This is a genomic window from Streptomyces siamensis (assembly GCF_039543605.1).
Taxonomy (GTDB): domain Bacteria; phylum Actinomycetota; class Actinomycetes; order Streptomycetales; family Streptomycetaceae; genus Streptomyces; species Streptomyces siamensis.
On the sequence record NZ_BAABKB010000013.1, the window covers coordinates 280,608 to 302,447 of the forward strand.

At 70.7% G+C, this 21,840-nt stretch carries 19 protein-coding genes, 1 pseudogene and 1 riboswitch; of the genes and pseudogenes, 9 read left to right on the top strand and 11 right to left on the bottom strand.

Annotation, left to right across the window (positions count from 1 at the left end; translation table 11 throughout):
• The first annotated feature begins 147 nt into the window (after nt 1-147).
• The 6 genes from ABEB03_RS19955 (at nt 148) to ABEB03_RS19980 (ending at nt 7,201) form a co-directional block, all read left to right on the top strand.
• On the top strand, nt 148-471 hold the full coding sequence (locus tag ABEB03_RS19955) for a DUF3311 domain-containing protein (RefSeq protein WP_345650640.1): 324 nt from the start codon (nt 148-150) through the stop codon (nt 469-471).
• On the top strand, nt 468-2,066 hold the full coding sequence (mctP, locus tag ABEB03_RS19960) for a monocarboxylate uptake permease MctP (protein ID WP_345650645.1): 1,599 nt from the start codon (nt 468-470) through the stop codon (nt 2,064-2,066). Before ABEB03_RS19955 ends, mctP begins: the two co-directional genes overlap by 4 nt.
• Nucleotides 2,067-2,212: 146 nt before the next feature.
• Nucleotides 2,213-2,737, top strand: a complete 525-nt coding sequence (locus ABEB03_RS19965; RefSeq protein WP_345650649.1) for a GNAT family N-acetyltransferase — start codon at nt 2,213-2,215, stop codon at nt 2,735-2,737.
• Between the two features lie 74 nt (nt 2,738-2,811).
• A riboswitch (cobalamin riboswitch) is annotated at nt 2,812-2,950 on the top strand.
• A 135-nt stretch (nt 2,951-3,085) separates the two neighbouring features.
• Nucleotides 3,086-5,467, top strand: a complete 2,382-nt coding sequence (locus ABEB03_RS19970) for a ribonucleoside-diphosphate reductase subunit alpha (protein ID WP_345650652.1) — start codon at nt 3,086-3,088, stop codon at nt 5,465-5,467.
• A gap of 62 nt (nt 5,468-5,529) precedes the next feature.
• Nucleotides 5,530-6,486, top strand: coding sequence for a ribonucleotide-diphosphate reductase subunit beta (locus ABEB03_RS19975; RefSeq protein ID WP_425589274.1), 957 nt, complete (start codon nt 5,530-5,532; stop codon nt 6,484-6,486).
• Nucleotides 6,487-6,745: 259 nt separating this feature from the next.
• Nucleotides 6,746-7,201 carry a hypothetical protein gene (locus ABEB03_RS19980; RefSeq protein ID WP_345650658.1) on the top strand — a complete coding sequence of 152 codons (456 nt, stop codon included), beginning with the start codon at nt 6,746-6,748 and terminating at the stop codon, nt 7,199-7,201.
• On the opposite strand, the gene ABEB03_RS19985 is transcribed toward ABEB03_RS19980, so the two are convergent.
• Nucleotides 7,162-7,401 (bottom strand): hypothetical protein, encoded by a 240-nt coding sequence (locus tag ABEB03_RS19985; RefSeq protein ID WP_345650661.1) that lies wholly within the window; start codon nt 7,399-7,401, stop codon nt 7,162-7,164. The two genes, ABEB03_RS19980 and ABEB03_RS19985, sit on opposite strands and share 40 nt — an antisense overlap.
• Before the next feature lie 94 nt (nt 7,402-7,495).
• On the opposite strand from ABEB03_RS19985, the gene ABEB03_RS19990 reads away from it, so the two are divergent.
• Entirely contained in the window at nt 7,496-8,461 is a 966-nt protein-coding gene (locus ABEB03_RS19990; RefSeq protein WP_345650664.1) for a helix-turn-helix domain-containing protein, read from the top strand.
• A 24-nt stretch (nt 8,462-8,485) separates the two neighbouring features.
• Here the strand turns inward: ABEB03_RS19990 and ABEB03_RS19995 are convergent, their stop codons facing one another.
• The 10 genes and pseudogenes from ABEB03_RS19995 to ABEB03_RS20040 all read right to left on the bottom strand — a co-directional run bounded on the left by ABEB03_RS19995 (nt 8,486) and on the right by ABEB03_RS20040 (nt 19,221).
• Nucleotides 8,486-9,895 carry a bifunctional albaflavenone monooxygenase/terpene synthase gene (locus ABEB03_RS19995; protein ID WP_345650668.1) on the bottom strand — a complete coding sequence of 470 codons (1,410 nt, stop codon included), beginning with the start codon at nt 9,893-9,895 and terminating at the stop codon, nt 8,486-8,488.
• Nucleotides 9,892-10,977 carry an epi-isozizaene synthase gene (gene cyc1 / locus ABEB03_RS20000; protein ID WP_345650671.1) on the bottom strand — a complete coding sequence of 362 codons (1,086 nt, stop codon included), beginning with the start codon at nt 10,975-10,977 and terminating at the stop codon, nt 9,892-9,894. Before cyc1 ends, ABEB03_RS19995 begins: the two co-directional genes overlap by 4 nt.
• Nucleotides 10,978-11,346: 369 nt before the next feature.
• Nucleotides 11,347-11,997, bottom strand: a complete 651-nt coding sequence (gene def, locus ABEB03_RS20005; RefSeq protein ID WP_095936535.1) for a peptide deformylase — start codon at nt 11,995-11,997, stop codon at nt 11,347-11,349.
• A 133-nt stretch (nt 11,998-12,130) separates the two neighbouring features.
• A complete protein-coding gene (locus ABEB03_RS20010) occupies nt 12,131-13,111 on the bottom strand; it encodes a tetratricopeptide repeat protein (RefSeq protein ID WP_095936534.1) in 981 nt (326 codons plus the stop codon).
• Nucleotides 13,112-13,330: 219 nt separating this feature from the next.
• Nucleotides 13,331-14,599 (bottom strand): HD-GYP domain-containing protein, encoded by a 1,269-nt coding sequence (locus tag ABEB03_RS20015; protein WP_345650685.1) that lies wholly within the window; start codon nt 14,597-14,599, stop codon nt 13,331-13,333.
• A gap of 353 nt (nt 14,600-14,952) precedes the next feature.
• Nucleotides 14,953-16,329, bottom strand: a pseudogene (locus tag ABEB03_RS20020) (HD-GYP domain-containing protein); the annotation flags it as partial.
• 157 nt (nt 16,330-16,486) lie between these two features.
• Entirely contained in the window at nt 16,487-16,789 is a 303-nt protein-coding gene (gene rsrA, locus ABEB03_RS20025; protein ID WP_028802045.1) for a mycothiol system anti-sigma-R factor, read from the bottom strand.
• Nucleotides 16,786-17,469, bottom strand: coding sequence for an RNA polymerase sigma factor SigR (sigR, locus tag ABEB03_RS20030; RefSeq protein WP_028802044.1), 684 nt, complete (start codon nt 17,467-17,469; stop codon nt 16,786-16,788). Before sigR ends, rsrA begins: the two co-directional genes overlap by 4 nt.
• A gap of 254 nt (nt 17,470-17,723) precedes the next feature.
• Nucleotides 17,724-18,353, bottom strand: a complete 630-nt coding sequence (locus ABEB03_RS20035; protein ID WP_345650885.1) for an alpha/beta hydrolase family protein — start codon at nt 18,351-18,353, stop codon at nt 17,724-17,726.
• Nucleotides 18,354-18,405: 52 nt separating this feature from the next.
• Nucleotides 18,406-19,221, bottom strand: coding sequence for an SOS response-associated peptidase (locus ABEB03_RS20040; protein WP_345650695.1), 816 nt, complete (start codon nt 19,219-19,221; stop codon nt 18,406-18,408).
• A gap of 50 nt (nt 19,222-19,271) precedes the next feature.
• Here ABEB03_RS20040 and ABEB03_RS20045 point away from each other — a divergent pair, with 50 nt between their 5' ends.
• Nucleotides 19,272-19,994 (top strand): M50 family metallopeptidase, encoded by a 723-nt coding sequence (locus tag ABEB03_RS20045; protein ID WP_345650698.1) that lies wholly within the window; start codon nt 19,272-19,274, stop codon nt 19,992-19,994.
• Nucleotides 19,995-20,484: 490 nt separating this feature from the next.
• Nucleotides 20,485-21,825, top strand: a complete 1,341-nt coding sequence (aroA, locus tag ABEB03_RS20050) for a 3-phosphoshikimate 1-carboxyvinyltransferase (protein ID WP_345650701.1) — start codon at nt 20,485-20,487, stop codon at nt 21,823-21,825.
• Nucleotides 21,826-21,840 lie beyond the last annotated feature (15 nt).

Here is a 21,840-nt window from a genome sequence, read left to right on the forward strand (position 1 = left end):
GCTCCGGGCGCTGTCGAGTTGACGGGGCGTCGCGGTCTCATTGCTGTTGGGGACCGATATGCGGACGAGGGGTTCCGCTTTACTGACGCCGTCGCCTAGATTGCCTGCGCGTTACACAGGTGATCAGCGAGGGGACGGAGTCGCCGTATGTCAGATGTGCCTGAAGTGAAACCACCGGTGGTCACGCCGGTTCGCGTGGTGATCGCCCTGTGTCTGCTCGCGCCGTTCGTGGCGATGCTGTGGGTCGGCTCCTACGCCAAGGCCGACCCGGCCTTCATAGGCATCCCGTTCTTCTACTGGTACCAGATGGCGTGGGTGCTCATCTCGACGGCGCTCACGATGGTCGCGTACCAGCTGTGGCGGCGTGACCAGCGGGCCCGCGCCTCCGCCGCCACCCGCACTTCCACCAAGGGCGCCCCGGCCTTTGCCGAGGGTGCCGAAGCATCCGCCGAGGGGAGTGCCGGAGCATGAAGGACGGCGTCAACGGCGTCGCACTCGGCGTCTTCATCTTCTTCTTCCTGGCCGTCACGGTCGTAGGGTTCCTGGCCGCGCGCTGGCGCAAGGCCGACAACGAGCACAGCCTCGACGAATGGGGCCTGGGCGGAAGGTCGTTCGGAACCTGGATCACCTGGTTCCTGCTCGGCGGCGACCTGTACACCGCGTACACGTTCGTGGCCGTACCGGCCGCCATCTACGCGGCGGGCGCGGCCGGCTTCTTCGCCGTGCCGTACACGATCCTGGTCTACCCGCTGATCTTCACCTTCCTGCCGCGCCTGTGGTCGGTGTCCCACAAGCACGGATACGTGACGACGTCCGACTTCGTTCGCGGCCGCTTCGGCTCCAAGGGTCTGTCCCTGGCCGTGGCGATCACCGGCATCCTGGCGACCATGCCGTACATCGCGCTCCAGCTGGTCGGCATCCAGGCCGTCCTGGACGTGATGGGCGTGGGCGGCGGCGACAACACCAACTGGTTCGTCAAGGACCTTCCGCTGCTCATCGCCTTCGGTGTGCTGGCCGCCTACACCTACTCCTCGGGCCTGCGTGCCCCCGCCCTGATCGCGTTCGTGAAGGACACCCTGATCTACATCGTGATCGCGGTGGCCATCATCTACATCCCGATCAAGCTGGGCGGATTCGACGAGATCTTCAAGGCGGCGGGCGACAAGTACACCGCGGCCGGCGCGGGCGGGCTCGTGCCTCCCGAGGCGGGCCAGTGGACCTACGCCACGCTCGCGCTCGGCTCGGCACTCGCGCTGTTCATGTATCCGCACTCGATCACGGCGACGCTGTCCAGCCGCAGCCGCGAGGTGATCCGCCGCAACACCACGATCCTCCCGCTGTACTCGCTGATGCTGGGCCTGCTCGCGCTGCTCGGGTTCATGGCGATCGCGGCCGGGGTGAAGGTCACCAACGGCCAGCTCGCGATCCCGCAGCTGTTCGAGAACATGTTCCCGGACTGGTTCGCGGGTGTGGCCTTCGCGGCCATCGGCATCGGCGCGCTGGTCCCCGCGGCCATCATGTCGATCGCCGCCGCGAACCTCTTCACGCGCAACATCTACAAGGACTTCATCAAGCCGGACGCCACTCCGCAGCAGGAGACCAAGGTCTCCAAGCTGGTCTCCCTGCTGGTGAAGGTGGGCGCGCTGGTCTTCGTCCTCACCATGGACAAGACGGTCGCCATCAACTTCCAGCTCCTGGGCGGCATCTGGATCCTGCAGACCTTCCCGGCCCTGGTCGGCGGCCTGTTCACCCGCTGGTTCCACCGCTGGGCGCTCCTCGTCGGCTGGGCCGTGGGCATGCTCTACGGCACGATCGCCGCGTACGGGGTGGCCTCGCCGACGCAGAAGCACTTCGGCGGCAGCGCCAAGGAGATCCCCGGCATCGGGGAGATCGGCTACATCGGCTTCACGGCGTTCACCCTGAACGTGGTCGTGACGGTCGTCCTCACCTTCGCGCTGCGTGCGTTCAAGGCCCCGGACGGCGTCGACGAGACGTCCGCCGAGGACTACACGGCGGACGCGGGCGACCCGGGGGTCGAGGTGGAGCTGCCGGTGGCGGCCCACTGACCCGGCGGTTCCACACTCCGCGGCGCCCCTCGGTCAGGGGGGCGCCGCGGTCTTTTCGCGCCCGCGGTCCTGCCGTCGTACGGTGACAGGTCCCAGCCCCTGGGAATTCGGCGGCCCTCCCGCGCGATCTCCCACAGACTGTGCGCATGGACACAGTCATCCGCGTCGCGCGTCCCGAGGAGTACCCGGGCCTCGGCGAGATCACCGCCCAGGCCTATCTCGGCGACGGACTGCTCGACTTCGGGGAGAGCGACGCGTACCTCGGAGAGCTGCGGGACGTGGCCAAGCGCGCCGCCGCGGCCGACGTGCTCGTCGCGGTCGAACGCGACTCCACGCCCGGCACGCAGCGGCTGCTGGGTGGGGTGACCTTCGTGCCGCGCGGCGGCGCCATGGCCGACATCGCCCGCCCCGGCGAGGCCGAGATCCGCATGCTCGCGGTCGCCCGCGAGGCACGCGGCCGGGGTGCCGGGGAGGCACTCGTCCGCGCCTGCGTCGACCGCGCACGGGCCACGGAGGGCTGCGTACGCATCGTGCTGTCCACCCAGCACTCCATGCACGCCGCCCACCGGATCTACGAGCGCCTCGGCTTCACCCGCACCCCGGACCGCGACTGGAACCCGATCCCGGAGCTGGACGACATCAGGCTCCTCACCTACGAACTGACGCTCTGACAGCTCTCCTGCCACCCTCCGAAGCCGACACGACACAACATGTGGGGGTGGTCCCGCAGCCCGGCACAAGATGTATGCTCATGCTCGCTGTCGCCGCAGGGGAATCCGGTGCGAATCCGGAACTGTCCCGCAACGGTGTACTTGTGCGTGTTCGCGTATCCGCCTGCACGCGCTGGCTTCAGTCCGAGGACCTGCCGGCAGCGCACCCCGGCCGTCCGGCCCGGGTGCCGACGACGTCCGGGCCTCGCGGAATGGGCCGGTGGACGCGGTGCGCTGCCCTCCGGTCAGCGCCCCCGTGTGCCTCCGTGCCTCCCGACAGGCCCCGTGCCGAGCGAGGGAGAGCCCCACGTGACCATCGCGCCAGCCGATCCGGCTTCAGCGTCAGCGCAGCAGGCCCCGGTGGAGACGGACGGTCCCGGTACCGCGCTGCTGCGGATCCTGACCGATCTCACCGCCGACCTCCCCGACGCCGACCCCGGCCGGGTCGCTGCCGCCGCGCTGCGCGGCCGGTCCGCCCGGGCCGACGAGGCGGAGCTGCGTGAGCTGGCCACCGAGGCGGCGGCGGGACTCATCTCCGAGGACCCCGCGTACTCGCGGCTGGCCGCCCGGCTGCTGACGATCAGCATCGCGGCCGAGGCCGCCTCGCAGGGCGTCGCGTCCTTCTCCGAGTCGGTCGCCGTCGGCCACCGCGAAGGTCTTGTCGCGGACCGTACGGCGGAGTTCGTCCGCCTGCACACGGCCCGCCTCGACGCGCTCGTCGACGTCGAGGGCGACGACCGCTTCGGCTACTTCGGCCTGCGCACCCTGCACAGCCGCTATCTGCTCCGCCACCCGATCACCCGCCGGGTGATCGAGACGCCCCAGCACTTCATGCTCCGGGTGGCGTCGGGTCTCGCCGAGGACGACAGCGTCCGCTCCGTGGACGAAGTCTCCGCGCTCTACCGGCTGATGAGCCGCCTCGACTACCTGCCCTCCTCCCCGACGCTCTTCAACTCCGGTACGCGGCACCCGCAGATGTCGTCCTGCTACCTCCTCGACTCCCCGCTGGACGAGCTCGACTCCATCTACGACCGCTACCACCAGGTGGCCCGGCTCTCGAAGCACGCGGGCGGCATCGGGCTGTCGTACTCCCGCATCCGTTCGCGCGGTTCGCTGATCCGCGGCACGAACGGGCACTCCAACGGCATCGTCCCGTTCCTGAAGACCCTCGACGCCTCGGTCGCCGCGGTGAACCAGGGCGGCCGGCGCAAGGGCGCGGCGGCCGTCTACCTGGAGACCTGGCACTCCGACATCGAGGAGTTCCTGGAGCTGCGCGACAACACCGGTGAGGACGCCCGGCGCACGCACAACCTGAACCTGGCGCACTGGATCCCGGACGAGTTCATGCGCCGGGTGAACGAGAACGGCGACTGGTCGCTGTTCTCCCCGGCCGACGTGCCGGAGCTGGTCGACCTGTGGGGCGACGAGTTCGACGCCGCGTACCGCAAGGCGGAGGAGGCCGGGCTCGCCCGGAAGACCATCCCGGCCCGCGACCTGTACGGCCGGATGATGCGCACCCTCGCACAGACCGGCAACGGCTGGATGACCTTCAAGGACGCCGCCAACCGCGCCGCCAACCAGACCGCCGAGCCGGGCCACACCGTCCACTCCTCGAACCTGTGCACCGAGATCCTGGAGGTCACGGACGACGGGGAGACGGCGGTCTGCAACCTCGGTTCGGTCAACCTCGGTGCCTTCGTGAGCGACGGCGACATCGACTGGGAGCGGCTGGACGAGACCGTCCGCACGGCCGTGACGTTCCTGGACCGGGTCGTCGACATCAACTTCTACCCGACCGAGCAGGCGGGCCGCTCCAACGCCAGGTGGCGCCCGGTGGGCCTCGGCGCGATGGGCCTCCAGGACGTCTTCTTCAAGCTGCGGCTGCCCTTCGACTCGGCCGAGGCGAAGGCGCTGTCCACGCGGATCGCCGAGCGCATCATGCTCGCCGCGTACGAGGCCTCCGCGGACCTCGCCGAGCGCAACGGCCCGCTGCCGGCCTGGGAGAAGACCCGTACGGCCCGCGGTGTGCTGCACCCCGACCACTTCGACGCCGAGCTGACCTGGCCGGAGCGCTGGGCGGCACTGCGGGAACGCATCGCCGCGGTCGGCATGCGCAACGCGCTGCTGCTCGCCATCGCGCCCACCGCCACCATCGCGTCCATCGCGGGCGTGTACGAGTGCATCGAGCCGCAGGTCTCCAACCTGTTCAAGCGCGAGACGCTCTCCGGCGAGTTCCTCCAGGTCAACTCCTACCTGGTCGCCGACCTCAAGGAACTCGGCGTCTGGGACGCGCGCACCCGGGAGGCGCTGCGCGACTCCAGCGGCTCCGTGCAGGACTTCGCGTGGATCCCCGCCGAGGTCCGGGCGCTGTACCGCACTGCGTGGGAGATCCCGCAGCGCGGCCTGATCGACATGGCCGCGGCGCGCACCCCGTTCCTGGACCAGTCGCAGTCGCTGAACCTGTTCATGGAGACGCCGACGATCGGCAAGCTCTCCTCGATGTACGCGTACGCCTGGAAGCAGGGCCTGAAGACGACGTACTACCTGCGCTCGCGCCCGGCGACCCGCATCGCCCGCGCGGCCCAGGCGCAGGCGCAGCCCGAGAAGACCATCCCCGTCCAGCAGGTGGCCGACCCCGACGCCGTCGCCTGCTCCCTTGAGAACCCCGAGTCCTGCGAGGCCTGCCAGTGACGACCGCCCCGAACACCGAGAAGAACCTGCTCGACCCCGGCTTCGAGCTGACTCTGCGCCCCATGCGCTACCCCGACTTCTACGAGCGCTACCGGGACGCCATCAAGAACACCTGGACCGTCGAGGAGGTCGACCTCCACTCGGACGTCGCCGACCTCGCGAAGCTGTCCCCGGCGGAGCAGCACCTGATCGGCCGTCTGGTCGCCTTCTTCGCGACGGGCGACTCGATCGTGGCGAACAACCTGGTGCTGACGCTGTACAAGCACATCAACTCCCCGGAGGCGCGGCTCTACCTGAGCCGGCAGCTCTTCGAGGAGGCGGTCCACGTCCAGTTCTATCTGACGCTGCTGGACACCTATCTGCCCGACCCGGAGGACCGGACCGCCGCCTTCGCGGCCGTGGAGAACATCCCCTCCATCCGCGAGAAGGCCGAGTTCTGCTTCAAGTGGATGGACTCGGTCGAGAAGCTGGACCGACTGGAGAGCAGGGCGGACCGCCGCCGCTTCCTGCTCAACCTCATCTGCTTCGCGGCGTGCATCGAGGGGCTCTTCTTCTACGGCGCCTTCGCCTACGTCTACTGGTTCCGCAGCCGCGGCCTGCTGCACGGCCTCGCGACCGGCACCAACTGGGTGTTCCGCGACGAGACGATGCACATGTCGTTCGCCTTCGAGGTGGTCGACACGGTCCGCAAGGAGGAGCCGGACCTGTTCGACGACCAGTTGGAGCAGCAGGTGACGGACATGCTGCGGGAGGCAGTCGAGGCCGAGCTGCAGTTCGCCCGCGACCTGTGCGGTGACGGTCTGCCGGGCATGAACACCGACTCGATGCGTCAGTACCTGGAGTGCGTCGCCGACCAGCGGCTCTCGCGGCTGGGCTTCGCTCCTGTGTACGGCTCGGAGAACCCGTTCGCCTTCATGGAGCTCCAGGGTGTGCAGGAGCTGACCAACTTCTTCGAGCGGCGCCCGTCGGCGTACCAGGTCGCCGTGGAGGGCACCGTCGACCTCGACGAGGACTTCTGACGGATGTGCCGTGGGCGACGCCGGGCCGCTTGTGCGGCCCGGCGTCGTCGTGTCCCGGCCGCCCGCGGGGCGCAGCGGGGTCGGCGGGGGCCTCGCCACGGTGCCGTGTCCCGCGTGCGTCCGGGCCGGCCGGGGCCTTCGCCACGGTGCCGTGTCGTGCGTGCGGCGCGGCGGAAGATGCCTGGCCGCGGCACCGTGTCCGGGAGCGAGTGGATCCTGTGACGTGGGTGGCACGTCCAAGCGGCAAGGAGGTCATCTCATGCGCCGAACGACCCACCACCGGATACCGGCCCTCGCCGCGCTGGCACTGCTCCTCGCAGGCTGCGGCACACAGGGCGGGAGCGAAGCGGGCGGCAGCGGCACCGTGTCACCCGCCCCCACCACCCCGAAGGGCTGCGCCGCGGCACGGGCGGAGCTCGCCGCCACCGACACCGGCCGTACGTTCTGCCTGTCCGTGGGCGAAGTGATCCGGATCGGGCTGGACGGCACGTCCGCGCGACCGTGGGCGCCCGTCAAGGCCGGCGGCAGCGGTCTGGAGGCCACCAACAGCGGCATCGTTCTCCAGGCCGGTGACGCGTCCTCCGCGTTCAAGGCCGTATCGGCGGGTACGGTGCGGCTCACCTCGTCCCGCCCGCTGTGCCCGAGCGATCCGGCCCGGGTCTCGTGCGAGGGGCTTCAGGAGTGGGCGGTCACCGTGGTGGTGACGAAGCCGTGAGCCCGTGAGGAGCGCTCACCACCCGCGGGCGGCAGGGCCCCGCGCCCCGGGCGGTGGGCGTCCGCGCGGGAGCGTGCCTCCCTCAGCTGCCTGTCGACGCGCCGCTCGTGGGCGAGTCCGATCAGCGACGGGAGGGCCACCGCCACGAAGATCCCCAGGACGGTCAGGATTCCGACGAAGTTGTCCGTGAGTGCGTTCATGGACACTAGTGTCGCGCCGTTCACTCCTTACCGGCAGTGGCAGTACTGCCGCACACCCTCGAATTACTGCCACTTCCACGGCACACTGGGGCGCATGCTGAAGAACGTGGCCGCCATCCTGCTCGACGGTGTGCATCCCTTCGAACTCGGCGTGGTCTGCGAGGTGTTCGGGCTCGACCGCAGCGACGACGGTCTGCCCGTCTACGACTTCGCCGTCGCCTCGGCCGAGGGCCCGGACCTGGGTACGCACGTCGCGGGCCTCACCCTGTCCACCCCGTACGGCCTCGACCGGGTCGAGGAGGCCGACCTCGTCGTCGTCCCGGCCGGCGAGAACTTCGCCGGCCGGGAGTACCCGCCCGCACTGCTGGAGGCCCTGCGCCGGGCCGTCGGCCGCGGAGCCCGCGTCCTCAGCGTCTGCTCCGGGGTCTTCGCCCTCGGCGCGGCCGGGCTCCTCGACGGACGGCGGTGCAGCGCGCACTGGCGGCACGCGGAGGAGCTCGCCCGCCGCCATCCCCGGGCGATCGTCGAACCCGACGTGCTGTACGTCGACGAGGACCCGGTGCTCACCTCCGCCGGCACCGCCGCGGGCATCGACGCCTGTCTCCACCTGGTCCGCAAGGAGCAGGGCCCGGAGGTCGCCAACGCCATCGCCCGCCGGATGGTGGTGCCCCCGCACCGCGACGGGGGTCAGGCCCAGTACATCGAGCGCCCGCTGCCCCGCTCCCCCGGCGACACGATCGGCGATGTGCTGGCCTGGATGGAGCGGCACCTCGCCGAGGACGTGACCGTCGAACAGCTCGCGGCCCGTGCCCACTTGGCTCCGCGCACCTTCGCGCGCCGCTTCCAGCAGGAGACGGGCACCACCCCGTACCGCTGGATCCTGCGCCAACGGGTTCTGCTGGCACAGGAATTGCTGGAGGCCACGGACGAGACGATGGATGCGATCGCGAGCCGGACCGGGTTCGGCAACGCGGCGGCCCTGCGCCATCAGTTCGTCCGGAGCCTGGGCACCACCCCGCAGACGTACCGGCGCACCTTCAGGGGCCCGCGGGCCGCCTGAAGGTGCGCCGGTGGGTGCGCGGGATCAGCGCGGACGTGCCGTGAGCAGCAGCTTGTGCGGGCGCAGGGTGATGCCGACACGAGTCGTGTCATTGGACCCGGACACCTGCTCGTAGCGCCAGCGGGACGCCACGGTCGCGGTGATCAGGGTGAGCTGCGCCATCGAGAAGTGGTCGCTCGGGCACTTCCGGTTGCCCAGGCTGAACGGGCGCATCGCGTACTTCGGGATGTCCTTGGACCGTTCCGGAAGCCAGCGCTCGGGATCGAAATCCAGGTGCTGCCGGTACGAACGGGGGTCGCGCTGGATCGCGTACGGGCTGTAGACGATGTCGGCACCGGCCGGAATGCGATAGCCGCCGAGCTCGGTTTCGGTCACCGCCCGCCGTGTCAATATCCATACGGCGGGGCACAACCGCATCGCCTCGACGACGACATTGTTCGTGTGGGACAGCTTCCGGACGTCGTCGAATCCGACGGGCCGGTCCCCCACGACGGATTTGACCTCTGCGGCCACCTTGTCCGCCTGTTCCGGATGTTCCGCGAGGACCTGGAGGATCCACATGATCGTGGACGCGATGGTTTCGCTGCCGGGCGTGAGTATCGCGACGACTTGGTCGTGGATCTCCTGTTCGTCGATGAGGTCGCCGTTGTCGTCCTTCGCTTCCAGCAATGCCGTCAGCAAATCGTCCGGCTTTTGACCAGATGACCGTCGTTCGTCGATGATCTCGTCGACGAGGTCATGCAAATCGGCCAATGCGTGGTCGAATTTACGCAATGGGGGAAGGGGCAGCCGATAGAGCGGCCCCGCCGGGATGACCATGCGCCGGTACATGCCGCGGAACACGGTCGTGAGTGCGACGCTCAGCCGCTCCGCACGCTCGTCCATGAACTTGCCGCGCAAGAGGCAGCGGGCCGCGATCCGGACGGCGACACGGAACGACTCCGAGGTGCAGTCGACCGTCGCCCCCGGCTCCCAGCGGGCCGCGAACGCGCGCGCCTCCTCCTCCATGATCGGCCCGTACTCGTGGATGATGTCGGCCCGGAACGCCGGCTGTATGGTGCGCCGTTGGCGCCGGTGCTGCGGTCCGTTGGCGGTCGCGACGCCCTTCTTGCCCAGCAGTCCTTCGAGGGACTCCCACAGCGGGCCGCCGATCTCGTAGTCGGGGTCGAGCGCCAGCGCCCCGGTGAGCGCGGGAGTGGTGACGGCGTACACCGTCTTGGGGCCCAGCTTGAGCCGGACGACGTCGCCGTGGTCGCGCAGTTGGGCGAGGAAGCCCAGCGGGTCGCGGACCAGTTTCCAGCCGTGGCCGAGGCCCGGCACACCGCCGCCCGCGAGGGGCGGGACGGACAGCTCCGGCGCACGGGGGGCCGGAGTCCGCGGTGGTGCCGCCCGGTCGGGCGCGGCCGAGAGCTCGGGGGATGACTCGACGGTCATTTCTCACCTGCCGCTTCATTGTTGACGTACGGGGGTGTGGAGCGGTCGTCCCAGTTGTCGACCATGTACCGGCCCGACTCGTGGTGGAACCAGTACACGGAGCTGAACCAGTTCCGCATATTTCCGATGCACGCCCTGACGGCGACGCCCGTCGCCTTTTCCTCCACGGTGCCGTCCATGAGGGAGTCGGCGAGCCGTAATGCATCCCGTTCGGCCGCGAGGAATTCACTGATGCATTCCTCGACACGCCGCCTTATTTCCGTGACCGCCTCTTCGAGTGTCAGCCCGTCGTGATGAATGAGACTGATTCCGAGATTATGGACCTCGTCACCCGCTATTTCCTTGGGGAGCGAACACAGATCGTTGTACCAGGCGGCGAATTCCTGACTGAGCAGTGCCGCACGCTCATAGGCCGGGTGTTTCCTTACGGCGACGGGAAGTTCGCACTGTGCGCTGGGCTCCAGCAAGTCGGTCCAGATCCAGTGCGCGAATGTCAGTCGGCGTAGTTCCAGGTATGCGTCGACCGTGGGGACGGTGCCGGACGTACGGTTGCGGAATTCTCGGTCGTACGCCTCGATCACCGCATGGAAGTGGAGTGCGAACCGCTCGTTCCACTTCTTGCCGAGGAACGAGTACAGGCGCACCATGCTGTCCGCGAACCCCGCGACCAGGGGATCGGGGTGGTGCAGGTGATCCCCGGGGGAGTCGAGGGCCGCGTGGAGCCGGAACCTGAGCCTGCGCCAGGCGTCGGCCCGGCCGTGGATGACGTCCCGGTCGTGGCGGTCGTCCCAGACGAAGAACCAGGCGCTGTAGTCCGCTATCGCCTGCATGACGTCGTCGGGGGCACCTATGTAGTAGCCCGCCATGAGGTCCGTGTAGCACAAGCCGTCGGCATATTCCTCGACCTTGTCCGCCGGCATGAGCCGTTTTTCGAGGAGCCAGGTCCTGGTCTTCTCCTGGAGCCTGGGCCAATACGGGTGCAGTTGACGGGGAAACTCTGACTCGATCACCGGAAGAGAGAGCGCTGGTGGAACCGCGACCGCTGTCGGTGTCGATGAAGTGCCGTGTGAGAAAGCATGCACGAACAAACCCCTCTCAGCCGCCTGTTGGCGGTACGCCCCTCCCTGTGCCGGGCGTGCGCCGTTGCGTATCCCCGCACTTCCCATTCAGCACCACAACTGACCGTTCTGGGAACGGATTTGCTTCACTCACTACCCCACGATGCCGAGAATCTCCCCTTGTGTGACTGAATACGGATCACTAGAGGAGCACAAGGGATCGAACGTGCGACGCACACACGAACGGCGCCTGGTCAGGAAGGTTCCCTGACCAGGCGCCGTTCGAGAGGGCTCACGAGAGGTCGTGAGTCCCACCTGTCATTTTCTGTCTCAGTCGTTCGCGAGGGCGGGCACCGGGTGGCCCGGCCGCTCCCGGGACGGTCGCCGGACCGCTCAGTCGTTCGCCACGATCGGGTAGCGGGGCTCGTTCTCGGCCATCTGTCGCAGCGCGTCCTTGCGCTCACGCTTGGAGAGACGGTCGATGTACAGGTAGCCGTACAGGTGGTCCGTCTCGTGCTGGAGACAGCGGGCGAAGTAGCCGGTGCCCCGCACCTTGACCGGGTTGCCCTTCTCGTCCTGCCCGGTGACCTCGGCGTAGTCGGGACGGGCGAGCGGCGCGTAGGCGGTCGGCACCGAGAGGCAGCCCTCGTTGCTGTCGTCCAGACGGCGCAGCTCGGCGGGCAGTTCGACCAGCACGGGGTTGCAGACGACCCCGACGTGCCGCTTGCCCTCGTCGTCCATGCAGTCGTACACGAAGACCTTCAGGTCGACGCCGATCTGGTTCGCGGCCAGGCCGACGCCCTCGGCGGTGCGCTGGCTGGCGAACATGTCCGCGACCAGCTGGTCCAGCTCAGCGCCGAACTCCGTGACGTCCTTGCACTCCTTGTGCAGTACGGGATTCCCGACGACCGTGATCGGCCGCGAGGTCCCGCGCTCGCGGTAGGCCGTCTCGCGCTCCTCGCAGTCCTCGGTGTCGATGACGAAGCCGTCGTCGTCCACGGGGAGCACGCCCGCGTGCTGCTGATCGGTGTCCTGCTGCGCCATGACGACGTACGCCTTCCTCAAACCTTGGGAAATTCTGCGAGTACAGCCTACGGGGAGCGACCGGGTGACTTCCCGGCGATCCCGCGGGACGGACGCGGCCCGGCCGGCTTGCGCGGTCGTCGGACCAGCGCGCTCAGCAGACCTCTTCCAGGTCCCGCCAGTCCCGGGAGTCGGGGCTGTCGGCCACCCAGCCGTCCAGCAGACCGCGCACCAGCGCGGCCGGTGCCGCGAGACCGCACTCCCGCTCGGGCACCCACAGCTGCCCGTCGGTGCGGTGACCCAGCGGCCCCGGGTGGCCCGGTTCGCTGTGGTCGTGCGGGTCCAGGTGCTCGCCGTCACCCTCGTCGGACGGCATCCGCGACTCGGAACACATCCGGCACAGCAGCCGTACGGAGGACGACCAGTCCTCGGCGGCGAAACCCGCGTCCGCCGCGAGCTGCTCCAGCGCGTCGCGGTCGTCCTCGGTGGCGGCCTCCAGGAGGACCACCCAGGTGGGGACGGGCGAGGGCGCCCACAGCTCGATCTCGTCGAAGACCGGGTAGGCGTGTCCGGCGGCCGTGGTCCGCTCCCCGTGGGGCACCCCGTCGTGCAGCACGACCTCGCCCCAGCGCCGTCCGGAGGACGGCAGCGGAATGGACAGCACCTCCACCCGGGCGGGGTCGAGCCGCCGCCCCCACACCACCTCGGCCTCCCCCTCGGGGGACAGCCGTACGGCAGCGCTGCCGAGGTCCATGCCCACCGGCTCCCCGGAGACCGCGGCGCCGCCCGGCACCCGCAGGCCGTACGCCTGCCAGGCGCGCCGGGCCAGCGGCCAGTCCTGAAGGGCGGTGGCCGCGATGCCCACGTTCCACCAGTCGGGCGCCCCGGTCTCGCGGTCGAGCAGCGCGACGGCCCGCAGGCCCGCCGCCCGCGCCTGTTCCCAGTCGTGCCGGAACTTGTGCAGCAGAGCCAGGTTGAACCAGGACTCGGAGAGCCACGGCTCCAGGTCCGCGGCGCGTGTCAGCAGCGCGCCCGCGTCCTCGTACCGGCCGTCGCCGATCAGCGTGAACGCACGGTCGGTGGCCTGCCGCCATGAGGCGGAGGGCCGGTGCCGTCCCTTGCCGAAGATCCTCACGATTCCCGCCTGCCAGTTCCTTGCGTTTCCCGCCTGCTGGTCCTTCGAAGAGTCCCTTGAAGACAGTGCAGCCCCGGGCTGGCCCGTGCCCCCGAACACCCTCTTCCTCGCATCCAACCACGTACCGTCGGACGGGCGCTCATTACCCATGGGTTACCCCGCCCGGGGCGAGGTCAGACCGGCCGTCGGTGCCCGATCGCCGTCCCCGGTCCGAGGCTCTCACCCGTCGGCCCTGTTCTGCGACAGCACCCTGGCCAGCGATTCCACCACTTCCGGCTGGTAGTCGTGGGCCGTGGCCAGCCGGAGTCTCTCCAGCGCGGCCAGCGGCCCTCCGGGTCCTGCTTCCCGGGCCATCTCCTCGTATGCGTTCACGGTCCGGACGATCCGCGCGGTCATCGGCTGCTCCCGGTACGGGTCGGCCTGCCGCTCCACGACCACGGCGACCTCGGCGTCCACCCCGGTCTGGCGGACGACGGCCCCGCCCAGCAGTGCGATGCGCCGCTGCTCGTCCGAGGACAGCGCGGCGGTGGCCCCGGCGGGCACGGGGTCGACGAGGCTGAGCTGGCCGATGTCGTGCATGAGCGCCGCGTACTCCAGCACGACCAGGTCGGGCGCGGTGAGCCCCAGCTCCCGGCCGACGGCCCGGCTGAGGGCCGCCACCCGGCGTGCGTGCCCCACGGGCGTGTACCCGGCGATCTCGGTCGCCCGTGCCAGGGAGGCGATGGTCTGCCGGTAGGTGACCCGCACGGCCGCGTACCGGCGGAAGGAGAGCTGGGTGAGCAGCAGGGGGAGCGAGAAGACGGGCAGGGCCCACAGTCCGACCACGGCGACCGCCAGCGACATCACGGCCCCGGTCGCGCAGACGGCCGATCCGATGCCGAGCGTGGCCCGCAGTTCGTCCCGCAGCAGCGGCCCGAACGGCCACCGGGCGCGCGAGTGCGCCATCGCCGCCGTGAGGACGGCGTCGCACAGCGCGGTGAGCACCAGCAGGGCGACCAGGAGCACCGCGTACGCCGGACCGCCCCACTCCAGCAACCTGCCCTGGTTGTAAAGGGGTTGGAAGCAGACGGCGGCGAAGGCGACGGTCAGCACCCGCCGGGTGAGGTGATCCGTGGTGGGCGCGTGGCCACGGGCCACGTGCGGCACGCTGCCGAGCAGGGTGGCGGCCGACACCACCGCGACGACCTGGAGGGCACCGTGCTCGCTGGGCCGTCCCGCCTGCTCCCCGAGCAGGGCGTACGACAGGGCCGCGGCGGCACCGAGCGGCGCGGACTCGCGTTCCTCGGCGCCGCTCCAGCGGGTGAGTTCCCCGAGGGTCACGAGGAGGCCGAAGGCGAGAGCGGTGCCCCGGTCGTCCAGCCCGTTCCAGAGTGTGGAGGCGAGAGCGGCGAGCCCGAGCAGGGCGGCACCCGTGCGGGCGACGGCGCTGAACGAGGCTGTGCCCGAACGGGTGAGGGCGGGCGCCGGGAGCGGCCGGGACAGGCTCATGGGCCCCTCCCGATCCCGATGTCCTCGGGGCCACCCCGGACACCGTCCTCCTGCGACGCACCCTCGCCCGGCACGACGCCGGACGCCGCACCCTCGGCGACACGCGGGCCGCCGACCCGGGGTTCGGTGGCCCGCGGACGGTCCGACCCCGTCCCGTTCACCCGCGGACCGTCCGACCCCGTCCCGTTCACCCGCGGACCGTCCGACCCCGTCCCGTTCACCCGCGGACCGTCCGACCGGGTACCGGTCTCACGTGGACCGTCCGACCGGGTGTCGCTCGTGCGCGGACCGTCCGCCCGGAGGTCGGTCGCGCGTGTGGCGGCGGGGCCGTCGTCGGGTGCGGGCGGGCCGGGCCGGCGGGAGCCGTTCGGGCCGGGGCCGCCGGGCGCGGGGACCAGGTGACCTCCCGCTTCCCGCGGGCCCGCCGGGGCGCAGGCCGGCGACGTGCTGTCCGCCGTGACCACGGGATGCCAGCCGTGCCGGGAGAGCGCCCGGACGAGCGCCCGCACCATCCCGGGGTCGAACTGGGCTCCCGCGCACCGCTCCAGTTCCTCCAGCGCGGCGGGCACCGGCCGGGCCCGCCGGTAGGAGCGGGTGGACGTCATGGCGTCGAAGGCGTCCGCGACGGCCACGACCCGCGCGAACTCGGGAATCTGCGCCCCGACCAGGCCGTAGGGGTATCCGCTTCCGTCGAGCCGCTCGTGGTGGTGGAGGATCGCCGACCGGGCCTCCCCGAGGAACCCGATGCCCCGCACCATCTCGTGCCCGTACTCGGGATGGAGTTCGATCACCCGCCGCTCCTCGGGGGTGAGCGGGCCGTCCTTGCGCAACAGCCGCGTCGGGACGCCCAGTTTCCCGACGTCGTGAAGGATGCCGGCGAACCGGAGGACCTCGGCGCGCCGGTCGTCCATGTCCAGTTCGCGCGCGATCATCATGGCCGCCTGGCCCACCCGTTCGCTGTGCCCGCGGGTGTAGCCGTCCTTGATGTCGACGGCCTGGACGAGCGCGCGGATGGTGGCCTGATGGGCGGCCCGCTCCCGGTGGTACTGGGCGAACACCCAGCAGGACACGTACATCGGCAGCAGCACGAGCAGTGCGGCGACGGGCCCGTACGGGCTGCGCCACAGGACCGCCATCATCAGCCCCGCGAGCCCGTGCACGCCGACCGGTGCGAGGGAGCGAGCGAACAGCCCGCGCCAGGCGGTGCGCGCCGGCACCCGTTCGGCGAGCGCCAGGATGCCGCCGTCGAGGGCGGTCAGGACGAGGCAGAAGGTGAGTACCGCCGCCCCGGCGGGCAGCAGCGCGTACGGGAAGTCGGGCGCGAGGACGGCGTCCCGGCCGCCCAGCGCCCCGTGCACACGGGAGGCCGTCCAGACCGCGACGGCGAGTTGCGAGGCGCGCCAGACGCGGCGCAGCCACCGCGGGCGTTGTTCGACCCGGGTGAGCAGGGCGCCCGGCACGGCGACCAGCGCGGCGGCCGGGGGTGGCAGCAGAAAGGCCCCGGCCAGCAGCACGGGGAGGAACGTGCCCATCCCCGGCGGGGCATCGCGGCCTTGGGCGGTTCTGGAGGCGCGCCGGAGCGGGATCCGCTCGCACCCGGCGTAGAGCAGGGCCATCAGCGCGACGATCCACCACGGCGCGCGCAGGTCGGGCAGCGGTGCCAGACAGGCCAGGGCCGCGAGGGCGACACACGCCACGTAGACGCGGGCCCACGCCTGGACCGACCCCATCTCCTCGCCCCCTCCCCGGCTTCCGGCTCCGGAGCCTAGGACGGTGGGGAGTGCACGGGGACGCGTATGAACGAATCCGCGGGCTCGGAGCCCGCGGATTAGCACGTTCGGGTGATTGGTGGACGATCTCCGTGAGGAGGCGACGCCGCGCCGGGAGTCAGGACTCCTGCGGCGTCGCGGTCACGTCGTGCTCGGGCACAGCCTGCCCGGAGCGGATCAGGTCGATGCGGCCCATGACCTTGGCGCGCAGGTCCGTCGGCACGTCGTCATGGCCGCAGCACCGCTTGACCAGCTTCTTCACGGCCTGCTCGAGGCCGTACTTCTCCAGGCACGGGGAGCACTCCTCGAAGTGCACCTCGAACTTGGTGCAGTCCGCGTCCGGCATCTCATGGTCGAGGAACTCGTACAGATGGTCGAGTACCTCACTGCAATCCGTCTCGTGCGGCTCTCCGCAGCTCATGAGCCCGAGCCTTTCGCTTCGTTCGACTCTCCGGCGCCGGCCGGAACCAGCCCGCGGTCACGCGCGTAGTCCTCAAGCATGCCGCGCAATTGGCGACGGCCCCGGTGGAGCCGGGACATCACCGTACCGATGGGTGTCCCCATGATGTCCGCGATCTCCTTGTACGCAAAGCCCTCTACGTCGGCGAGATAGACGGCGATGCGGAATTCCTCGGGGATCGCCTGCAGCGCTGCCTTGACGTCCGAGTCGGGCAGGTGGTCCAGCGCCTGCGACTCGGCGGAGCGCAGTCCCGTCGACATGTGCGACTCGGCACGTGCGAGCTGCCAGTCCTCGATCTCCTCGGCCGCGCTGCGCTGAGGTTCGCGCTGCTTCTTGCGGTACGAGTTGATGAAGGTGTTGGTGAGAATGCGGTACAGCCACGCCTTGAGGTTGGTCCCCTCGCGGAACTGGTGGAAGGACGCGTACGCCTTCGCGTACGTCTCCTGCACCAGGTCCTCGGCGTCGGCCGGATTGCGCGTCATGCGCAGGGCGGCCGAATACATCTGGTCGAGGAATTCGAGCGCGTCCCGCTCGAAGCGCGCGGTGCGCTCGGCGGACGACTCCGTGCTCGTGCCCTGGCCCTCGGGCTGCTCCGCCTGGCCGTGTTCGGTCCCTGCGTCGGTCCCAGTGACCGGACCCACCTCCTCAAGCGATGTCGTGAGACCGAGACCGGTCCCACTGGAATCGGAGGATAGACGAACATCAGGCCCACCCGCCGCCCGAATAGGGGCGTTCTTACCCGCGTGCAGCACCGTCCAGTCCAGGTCAGCGCTGCTGCGACGGCTCGGGCAGATGGTCGAACCCATGCGGCGGACTTCCTCTCCTCGGAACGGTCAGCACGGTTCGTGCTGTCTGCTCCGCACAACAGTTGTCCGCCGCCCGGCATTCCCGTGCGTCACCCGAGTGACGCGGTCCACTTCGCGACACCGTCCGTGATGACCTTCAGCGCCTCGTCCTGGCCGAGCGGAGCCCGTTTCGGCACCGCGAAGCCGTGATCGCCGTACGGCACCTCGATCAGCTCGTACGGGCCCTCGGGGAACTCCTCCGGCTTCCCGAACGGATCGTTGCCGCCCTGGACGACGAGCGTGGGCACCCCGGCGCCGAGCAGTTCGTCGGCGCGGGACTTCTCCGGCTTGCCCGGCGGGTGCAGCGGGAAGCTGAGGGCCAGCACGGCGGCGGCGCCCAGTTCCGTCGCGGTCCGGCAGGCGACGCGGGCGCCGGCGCTGCGTCCCCCGGCGATCACCGGCAGGCCCGGCCGCACCAGCGCCGGCCACAGTCCGCGCCATCCCACGTCCAGCGTCTTCGGCGCGGGTGCCAGTTTCTTGCCCGCCACCCGCCAGGGCTGCTCGACGAGCGCGACGCTCACGCCGTGCGCGGGGAGCACCGCGGCCAGCGCACGGAGGTCGCGCGCCTCGATGCCGCCGCCCGCGCCGTGACTCGCGGCGAGGACGAGCCGGGCCTTCGCGGCCGGGTGCCAGGTGATCCGGGCCGTGCCGGCGTCGGTCTCGATCGTCTCGGTGGTCACGGTGTTCTCGTTCGTCCCGGTCGTCCCGGTCGTCCCAGTGGTCTCGGTCACGTCAGAAGAGTGTGCCCTCTTCGGGGCCCTCCAGCTCCTTCAGCAGCTCCGGCCCGTTGTTGCGGACGTTGCTGACGGCCGTGGAGACGGGGTAGGCGCGCATCAGTCCGGCGGGCGGCGGCGCGAGCAGTGCGCGGAGGTCCTCGGCGTCCGTGCGGGCGGGGTCGAGCCAGGAGTCCCAGCGGTCCGGGGTCAGCATCAGGGGCATCCGGGGGTGGATGTCCGCCAGCGCGTACGGCCCGTCGGCGGGGGCGACCGCCAGGGGCGTGGTCTCGGCCTCGGTCGTGATCACGGAGCACGTCACCCACCAGGCCTGCGGGTGGTCGTCGGGGAGCGTCCTGTCGCGCCAGAACTCGTACAGTCCGGCCATCGCGAAGACCGAACCGTCCGCCGGTGTGACGAAGTACGGCTGCTTACGAGGACGCTTCTTCTTGCCCTCGACCTCCAGCTCGCGCTCGGCCGCCGCGGTGACCCACTCGTAGTAGCCGTCGGCGGGGATGATGCAGCGCCTGGCCGCGAAGGCACGGCGGTACGAGGGCTTCTCGTGCACCGTCTCCGCGCGTGCGTTGATCATGCGGGCGCCGCCCTCGGGCGTCTTGGCCCAGGACGGCACGAGTCCCCACTTGAGCCGGCGCAGCTGACGAACCGGCTTCGGGCTGTCCGCGTCCTTGAGAGGACGGTCGAGAACCGCGTACACCTCCTTCGTCGGGGCGACGTTGTAGTCGGGGGCCAGGGTCTCCTCGGGCTCCCACTTCTCGACCTCAAAGATTCCTGCGAGATCCTCGGGCCTGCGACTCGCTGCATACCGTCCGCACATACGTGCCACACTGCCAGATTCCGCGACACCACAGGGAGCCACCGCAGACAATGGACAGCACCGCATCCACCTCGCTGGCGAGCCTCTGGGACCAGGTCTTCGGCAGTCAGCCGGACCCCGACCTGTGGGTGGTGATCGCCACTCTGGTCGCCGCCCTCGCGGTGATCGTCCCGCACGGCGTCTGGCGGGTGTCCCGTAACGCCGTCACCATCGCCCACGAGGGCGGCCACGGTCTGGTGGCCCTGCTCACGGGGCGCAGCCTCAGCGGTATCCGCCTGCACTCCGACACCAGCGGCCTGACCGTGAGCCGGGGCAAGCCCACGGGGCTGGGCATGATCCTCACCGCCGCCGCGGGCTACACCGCTCCCCCACTGCTCGGCCTGGGCGGCGCCGCGCTGCTCGCCGCGGGGCACATCACCGCGCTGCTGTGGCTGGCGACGGCCCTGCTCGTGGCCATGCTGGTGATGATCCGGAACGCGTACGGGGCGCTCACCGTGATCGCCACCGGCGGCACCTTCCTGCTGGTGTCCTGGCTGGCGGGGCCGCAGGTGCAGGCGGCGTTCGCGTACGCGGTGGTGTGGTTCCTGCTGCTCGGCGGTGTCCGGCCCGCCTTCGAGCTCCAGGCCAAGCGGCGCCGGGGCGGGGCGGGCGACTCCGACGCGGACCAGCTGTCGCGGCTCACGCACGTGCCGGCCGGGATGTGGCTGTTCCTCTTCCACGCGGTGTCGCTGTGCTCGCTGATAGGCGGCGGGCGGTGGCTGCTGGAGGTGTGACGGCCGGGCCACCGTCCGGGCGGGCTCCGGACCGGCCGGATCGGCTCCGGGCACACGGCCCGCGGGGACGCCGGGCAGGTCCGAGCGGGTATCGGGCAGCGGGTATCGGGCTGGTAGCGGGTATCGGGCGGGCCCCGAGAAGGCATCGGGCGGGTCCCGAGGGGCATCGGGCGAATTCTCGGCGGACTCCGAACGGGTCCTGAGCCGCCCCGGGCCGGGCCGTTCTGCGGCGCGTACCTGGCACCGCCTTCCGGAGCGCGGCCCGAGGGCGTGAGCGCGGGCCCGTGGGCGTACGCGCGGGCATGGAGCCGCGGAGGTCGCGGGACGTCGTACGACCAGGAAGTGCGCCACCTGCGCGCCCGAGTGGGCAAGAGGCGGAGCCGCACTTGACACAGCACGGGCACGCGCACGTATCCGAGGGCTGTTTCGCTCACGTTTCGCCGCTTTTGATCAAGATTTCCATCCATCGCCAGCCACTAAAGTGGGGCGCATGACCGTGAACCCCGCCCACACCGCCCTCTGGCCCGCCCCGCACGCGAGCGGAGCCGTCGACGCGACGGTCCACGTGCCGGGGTCCAAGTCGGTCACCAACCGCGCTCTCGTGCTGGCCGCGCTGGCCTCCGAGCCGGGCTGGCTGCGCCGCCCGCTGCGCTCCCGCGACACCTTGCTGATGGCGGGCGCCCTGCGCGCGATGGGCGTGGGCATCGAGGAGACGGTGGCCTCCAGTTCCACGGTCGCCGCGGGCCCGGACTCCTCCGGCGAGGCCTGGCGGGTCATCCCCTCGGGCCTGCGCGGCCCTGCCACGGTCGACGTCGGCAACGCGGGCACCGTGATGCGGTTCCTCCCGCCGGTCGCCGCACTCGCCGACGGCCCCATTCGTTTCGACGGCGACCCGCGGTCGTACGAGCGCCCGTTGAACGGCGTGATCGACGCCCTTCGCCTGCTCGGCGCCCGCATCGACGACGACGCGCGCGGCGCGCTGCCGCTGACCGTGTACGGCGGCGGCGCCCTGGACGGCGGCCCGGTGGAGATCGACGCCTCCTCCTCGTCGCAGTTCGTCTCCGCCCTGCTGCTCTCCGGCCCGCGCTTCAACCAGGGGGTGGAGGTGCGGCATGTCGGCTCCACCCTGCCCTCCATGCCGCACATCCGGATGACCGTGGACATGCTGCGCGCGGTCGGCGCCCAGGTGGACACCCCGGAGTCGGGCGGCGAGCCGAACGTCTGGCGGGTCACGCCGGGCGCACTGCTCGGCCGCGACCTGATCATCGAGCCGGACCTGTCGAACGCCCAGCCGTTCCTGGCCGCGGCCCTGGTGACCGGCGGCAAGGTCGTCGTCCCCGACTGGCCCACGCGCACCACCCAGCCGGGCGACCGGCTGCGGGAGATCTTCACCGAGATGGGCGGCTCCTGCGAACTGACCCACATCGGGCTCGAGTTCACCGGTTCGGGTGCGATCCACGGCATCGACGTGGACCTGGGCGAGGTCGGTGAGCTGACCCCCGGCATCGCGGCGGTCGCGGCACTCGCCGACTCGCCCTCCACGCTGCGCGGCGTCGCCCACCTGCGTCTGCACGAGACGGACCGTCTGGCCGCGCTCACCAAGGAGATCAACGAACTCGGCGGCGACGTCACCGAGACCGCCGACGGCCTCCACATCCGCCCGCGTCCACTGCACGGCGGCGTCTTCCACACCTACGACGACCACCGCATGGCCACCGCGGGCGCGATCATCGGTCTGGCGGTGGAAGGCGTGCGGATCGAGAACGTGGCGACGACGGCGAAGACCCTGCCGGACTTCCCCGAGCTGTGGACCGGGATGCTCGGGAACTGACGGGCGGACCAGGAT

Excerpts from the sequence above, each read along its gene's own strand:
- ABEB03_RS19955 (WP_345650640.1), top strand. The coding sequence starts at position 148 with ATGTCAGATGTGCCTGAAGTGAAACCACCGGTGGTCACGCCGGTTCGC.
- mctP (WP_345650645.1), top strand. The coding sequence starts at position 468 with ATGAAGGACGGCGTCAACGGCGTCGCACTCGGCGTCTTCATCTTCTTC.
- ABEB03_RS19965 (WP_345650649.1), top strand. The coding sequence starts at position 2,213 with ATGGACACAGTCATCCGCGTCGCGCGTCCCGAGGAGTACCCGGGCCTC.
- ABEB03_RS19975 (WP_425589274.1), top strand. The coding sequence starts at position 5,530 with ATGCGCTACCCCGACTTCTACGAGCGCTACCGGGACGCCATCAAGAAC.
- ABEB03_RS19980 (WP_345650658.1), top strand. The coding sequence starts at position 6,746 with ATGCGCCGAACGACCCACCACCGGATACCGGCCCTCGCCGCGCTGGCA.
- ABEB03_RS19985 (WP_345650661.1), bottom strand. The coding sequence starts at position 7,401 with ATGAACGCACTCACGGACAACTTCGTCGGAATCCTGACCGTCCTGGGG.
- ABEB03_RS19990 (WP_345650664.1), top strand. The coding sequence starts at position 7,496 with ATGCTGAAGAACGTGGCCGCCATCCTGCTCGACGGTGTGCATCCCTTC.
- ABEB03_RS19995 (WP_345650668.1), bottom strand. The coding sequence starts at position 9,895 with ATGACCGTCGAGTCATCCCCCGAGCTCTCGGCCGCGCCCGACCGGGCG.
- def (WP_095936535.1), bottom strand. The coding sequence starts at position 11,997 with ATGGCGCAGCAGGACACCGATCAGCAGCACGCGGGCGTGCTCCCCGTG.
- ABEB03_RS20015 (WP_345650685.1), bottom strand. The coding sequence starts at position 14,599 with ATGAGCCTGTCCCGGCCGCTCCCGGCGCCCGCCCTCACCCGTTCGGGC.
- rsrA (WP_028802045.1), bottom strand. The coding sequence starts at position 16,789 with ATGAGCTGCGGAGAGCCGCACGAGACGGATTGCAGTGAGGTACTCGAC.
- ABEB03_RS20040 (WP_345650695.1), bottom strand. The coding sequence starts at position 19,221 with ATGTGCGGACGGTATGCAGCGAGTCGCAGGCCCGAGGATCTCGCAGGA.
- ABEB03_RS20045 (WP_345650698.1), top strand. The coding sequence starts at position 19,272 with ATGGACAGCACCGCATCCACCTCGCTGGCGAGCCTCTGGGACCAGGTC.
- aroA (WP_345650701.1), top strand. The coding sequence starts at position 20,485 with ATGACCGTGAACCCCGCCCACACCGCCCTCTGGCCCGCCCCGCACGCG.